Source organism: Flavobacteriales bacterium, from assembly GCA_013001705.1.
Lineage (GTDB): Bacteria > Bacteroidota > Bacteroidia > Flavobacteriales_D > JABDKJ01 > JABDLZ01.
In genome coordinates, this window is record JABDLZ010000079.1 from 1 (window position 1) to 4,685 (window position 4,685).

At 49.6% G+C, this 4,685-nt stretch carries 7 protein-coding genes; 6 read left to right on the forward strand and 1 reads right to left on the reverse strand.

All coding sequences use genetic code 11. The features are described from left to right. From HKN79_03100 to HKN79_03120, 5 genes are all read left to right on the forward strand, one after another. On the forward strand, nt 1-660 hold a 660-nt coding region (locus HKN79_03100; GenBank protein NNC82539.1), incomplete at its 5' end, for a hypothetical protein. Further along, on the forward strand, nt 657-1,616 hold the full coding sequence (locus HKN79_03105; GenBank protein NNC82540.1) for a methionyl-tRNA formyltransferase: 960 nt from the start codon (nt 657-659) through the stop codon (nt 1,614-1,616). The genes HKN79_03100 and HKN79_03105, both read left to right, overlap by 4 nt. Before the next feature lie 209 nt (nt 1,617-1,825). Next, complete coding sequence (locus HKN79_03110; GenBank protein ID NNC82541.1) at nt 1,826-2,095, forward strand: HU family DNA-binding protein; 270 nt, start codon at nt 1,826-1,828, stop codon at nt 2,093-2,095. Nucleotides 2,096-2,159: 64 nt separating this feature from the next. Beyond that, a complete protein-coding gene (locus tag HKN79_03115) occupies nt 2,160-2,837 on the forward strand; it encodes an RNA methyltransferase (protein NNC82542.1) in 678 nt (225 codons plus the stop codon). Between the two features lie 56 nt (nt 2,838-2,893). Continuing rightward, nucleotides 2,894-3,427 (forward strand): 30S ribosomal protein THX, encoded by a 534-nt coding sequence (locus HKN79_03120; GenBank protein ID NNC82543.1) that lies wholly within the window; start codon nt 2,894-2,896, stop codon nt 3,425-3,427. 61 nt (nt 3,428-3,488) lie between these two features. On the opposite strand, the gene pdxH is transcribed toward HKN79_03120, so the two are convergent. Further along, a complete protein-coding gene (pdxH, locus tag HKN79_03125; protein NNC82544.1) occupies nt 3,489-4,139 on the reverse strand; it encodes a pyridoxamine 5'-phosphate oxidase in 651 nt (216 codons plus the stop codon). 107 nt (nt 4,140-4,246) lie between these two features. Between pdxH and HKN79_03130 the strand changes: the two genes are divergently transcribed. Then, nucleotides 4,247-4,648, forward strand: coding sequence for a YqgE/AlgH family protein (locus HKN79_03130; protein NNC82545.1), 402 nt, complete (start codon nt 4,247-4,249; stop codon nt 4,646-4,648). The last annotated feature ends 37 nt before the right edge of the window (nt 4,649-4,685 follow it).

A 4,685-nucleotide genomic window follows, 5' to 3' on the forward strand; every position in this document is an offset into this window, starting at 1 on the left:
CAAGGCATGGACATGCCCACGGGGCAAGAAGGACCTGCAGCAGAGCAGTTGGCCCAACGGATCTTGGATGCCTGCAATGTAGATGCCTGGGATCAGACCCGCTATGTGCAATGGACCTTTGCCGGCAGCAACAGCTATCTCTGGGATCGCACACTAGGCAAAGTGGAAGTAGTATCCGGACACCAACGGGTGATCCTTAATACGGCCGATCGCTCAGGCGTGGCCTTTGATGCAGGACAACAACTCGAAGGTGAAGATGCCGAAGAAGCACTGACTTCAGCTTGGGCCAGATTCTGCAACGACAGCTTCTGGTTGATTGCACCCTTCAAGGTCAAGGACCCCGGTACACATAGAGAGTATGTGGAAACGGAAGAAGGCCCAGGACTTCTGGTGAAATACAGTTCCGGTGGAGTGACTCCAGGTGACAGTTATCTATGGTATGTGGCAGAAGATGGATTTCCTTACGCCTATCGGATGTGGACATCCATCCTACCTGTACCAGGTATGCGCGCCAGCTGGGAAGAGTGGACCACCTTGCATACCGGGGCTAAAGTTGCCACTGTACATGCTCTAGGTCCTGCACAGGTCAACATCACCGATCTGGCATCGGCCAGTAGTCTTGAGGAATTGGGATTGCCTGCTGAGCGATTGGAACCATGAGCAGTTCTATCCGCATCGTATTCATGGGGACTCCGGGCTTCGCGGTGGAGAGTCTCAAGAAATTGCATACATCCCATCACCAGGTGGTAGGTACGGTCACTGCACCCGATAGGCCGGCAGGACGCGGGCAGAAGACCCGACCTTCAGAAGTGAAGAAATTCGCTGAATCGGTAGGGATTCCCATTCTCCAGCCCATGAAATTGAAGTCCCCTGAGTTCTTGGAGCAGTTGGAAGAACTTCGTGCTGACCTATTCGTAGTAGTGGCCTTCAGGATGTTGCCTGAGGCAGTATGGTCCATGCCTCCGCTCGGTACGATCAACCTGCATGCCTCCCTCCTGCCTCAATACCGTGGTGCAGCCCCGATCAACTGGGCCATCATTCATGGTGAACGCATCACCGGAGCCACGACTTTCTTCATCAATGCCGAAATAGACAAAGGCGAGATCATCGATCAGGTAGAGGTACCTATAGGGGATGAAGATGATGCCGGTGACCTCCATGATAGACTCATGTACCACGGCTCGGAATTGCTGGTACGGACCGTGAATGATATCGCAGCGGGCAAGGCGGTATCCAAAGCCCAGGATACGGTAGAAGGAGATTGGAAAAAAGCTCCGAAGCTGAATTCCGAGAACAGACGCATTGATTGGAGTCAGAGCGCAAGGGATGTTTATAATCTCATCCGGGGTCTGAGTCCATACCCTTCAGCGTATACCGAGTTGGTGCTAGGAGAAGAAGAATCCATGAACTGCAAGATATTCCGGACACGTATCTGTGATACAGCAGGAGAACTTGCCCCTGGACACATCACCACCGACAATAAGACCTATCTACGGGTCGGCACGGGTACCAATGAGTTGGAAATAGAACAGATTCAGATGGCCGGAAAACGAAGGATGGGCATAAAAGATGTGCTCAATGGATTCGATTTTCCTCATGAGGCCCGGTTCGAATAGGCTCGAAATCGATGTTCTGACCCCGTAAAAATGCTCTGAAAGCCTTGATTGACGCGGGATTTGGCCAGGTTTATCAACAAATGGCCGGATTTATCCACAAAATGGCCTAAAAATGGCTGAATCCCTTGGCTGACGCGGCTTTGCGTGTATATATTGCCGCTCGTAAACACGAAAACAACGATTTTTTTTAATCCTTAAATCTATATCTCATGAACAAAGCAGAAATGATCGAGGCTATGGCATCTGATGCCGGAATCTCGAAAGCAGAAGCCAAAAGAGCTCTCGATTCATTCGTAACGAACACTACCAAGTGTCTTAAAAAAGGTGACAGACTTTCTCTGATCGGATTCGGTTCTTTCTCAGTGACTAGGAGAGCTGCTCGTAAGGGTAGAAATCCTCAGACTGGTAAAGAGATCACCATCAAGGCGAAGAACGTAGTGAAGTTCAAGCCAGGTTCTGACCTCGCAAAGAAAGTGTGATCTCCTAAGTAAGGATTTACACAGGGCCGCTTCTCACTAGGAAGCGGCTTTTTTGTTCTACAGGATGGCCCATACAGAAGAACTCATAACATTCCTCAAGCAGTACATGACCGAAGAGCGATTCCAACTCTTCGAGGCGGTGGTGAAACAACGTACACGCTATATCACTGTGGTGCTGGAAGATATCTACCAGCCCCATAATGCGAGTGCTGTGCTCCGATCCTGTGATTGTTTCGGTGTGCAGGATGTGCACATCATTGAAGAACGCAACACCTACAGTGTCAATCCAGAGGTGAGCCTAGGTTCTTCCAAATGGTTGCATCTCCATCGGTATAACCAGCCAGAGGCTGACAATACGGCCCAATGTCTGGAACACTTGAAGGCCAAAGGCTATGACTTGGTAGCCACTTCACCGCACGTTTCGGGTCATACCCCAGAAGACCTACCTATCGACAGACCGCTCGCTATCCTACTCGGCACTGAAGGACGAGGCCTGACAGAACGCACCATGCAAGCAGCCGATCATCACTTGCGCATACCCATGTATGGATTTACAGAGAGCTTCAATATCAGCGTATCAGCTGCACTCATCCTACATCGATTGACCGAACGTCTACGCGTCTCCGATCTGGATTGGAGACTGGATCAAGAAATGCAAGGGCCTATTCTACTGGATTGGATGCGTAAGAGCATACGCAACAGCGCTTCTTTGGAGGAGGAATTCACAACTAGACAAGGTTGAGTGAATTCATATATTTGCAGCCCTTTAATTAACAAAGCTTTACATTATTTCAAACCATGGGAAAAGGAGATCAGCGTTCGAAAAAAGGTAAAAGAGTCAGAGGCACATATGGAGTGCTCAGACCACGCACACCCAAAGGAAGAGGTAGATACACCGCACCAGTATCTGGAAGCACAGCTGTGCTGGAGGAAGTAGAAGCTGCACCTGCCAAGAAGGCCAAGAAAAAAGCAGCCCCTAAGAAGGAGTCAACGGCTAAAAAAGCCACTGCGACCAAGAAAGCCGCTGCACCTGCCAAGAAAGCTGCTGCACCTGCCAAGAAGGCTACCAGTACTAAGAAATCAGGCGCTGACAACCTGACCAAGATCGAAGGTATCGGGCCAAAGATCGCTGAGACGCTCACTGCAGCGGGAATCGATTCATTTGCCGCATTGGCAGGCGAGAAGCCGGAAAAACTCTCAGAAGTCATTGCCGATGTAAGAGGTAACCATGTCACCGATACATGGCCGGAGCAAGCTGCCCTAGCCGCAGATGACAAATGGGATGAGCTGAAAAAACTTCAAGACGAACTGGACGGAGGAAAGCGTAAGTGATCCTACTTCAGTAAAAAGAATAGAAAGACCCTTCCGGATTGGAAGGGTTTTTTTATGGTATTCAGGGATAGAGACGCTCGATGATCCAGGACCGACCGGACTTGGAATAGCGGAAACGGTCATGCAGACGGCTCGTGCGTCCCTTCCAGAATTCCCACTCGTCAGGTTGCAGCGCATAGCCTCCCCAGTGGAGGGGACGTGGGATATCTTGGCCTTCATACTCGGCTTCCAGGTCTTGGATGTGTTTCTCCAATTCTTCCCGGCTCTCCAGCGTTTGACTCTGTTGTGAGGCCCACGCCCCTATCTGGCTACTTCTCGGCCTACTGGCAAAATAGCTGTCTGAAATCTCATCGCTCACTTTATCCACCTTGCCTCGCACCGTCACTTGCCGATGCAACTCTGGCCAGAAGAAATGCATGACGGCCTTATCTTCTACGGCCAACTCCACACCTTTCCTACTTCTATAATTGGTGAAGAATGTAAGTGTGCCTTCCCCCATTCCCCGGAGATACAGGATACGACACGATGGGTATCCCTCATGGCCGATGGTCCCTAGAGTGAAAGCGTAGGGCTCATTGACCTCTTGCTCTATGGCTTCTTTCAGCCAGAGCTCGAAGAGATGCATGGGCTCTTCACTGAGGTCTTGCCGCCTGAGCGGAGAATCCTCAAAATCCCTTCTATCCTGTGAGATATGTCGATGTAGATCTTCCATACAATGCCAAAGTAATCAATTGAAGAAGCTAATTCTCCACAAAGCGTATTCAAGTATTGTTGCATTATAGACCTTGATTTTGGTCTGATGGTTGCATAGGTTTGAACATGATGAAGTTCCAACCGGAAAATAAAGAAGAACCGCGCAAAGGGAGCTTGCTCATTTCAGAGCCCTTCATGGATGATCCCTATTTCAAGCGCACGGTGATCTTATTGTGTGAACACAATGAAGAAGGTAGTTTCGGTTTTGTGCTCAACCGCTATATAGATGTGAAGGTGCATGACATCATCTCAGACATTCCGGAATTGGATAACCGGATCAGTGTCGGAGGGCCTGTACGGAATGAGAATCTATTCTATCTACATCGACTCGGAGACCAACTCGAAGGAAGTTCTGAAGTGGCTCAAGGAGTTTACATGGGCGGCCATTTCGATGTCCTGAAAGACAAGATCAAGAACAAAGTGGTCGACCCGGCCGAGATACGCTTCTTCATTGTGTTCTCACAATAAGATCACCGTGCGCTTGAAATAGGGATCATCCATGAAG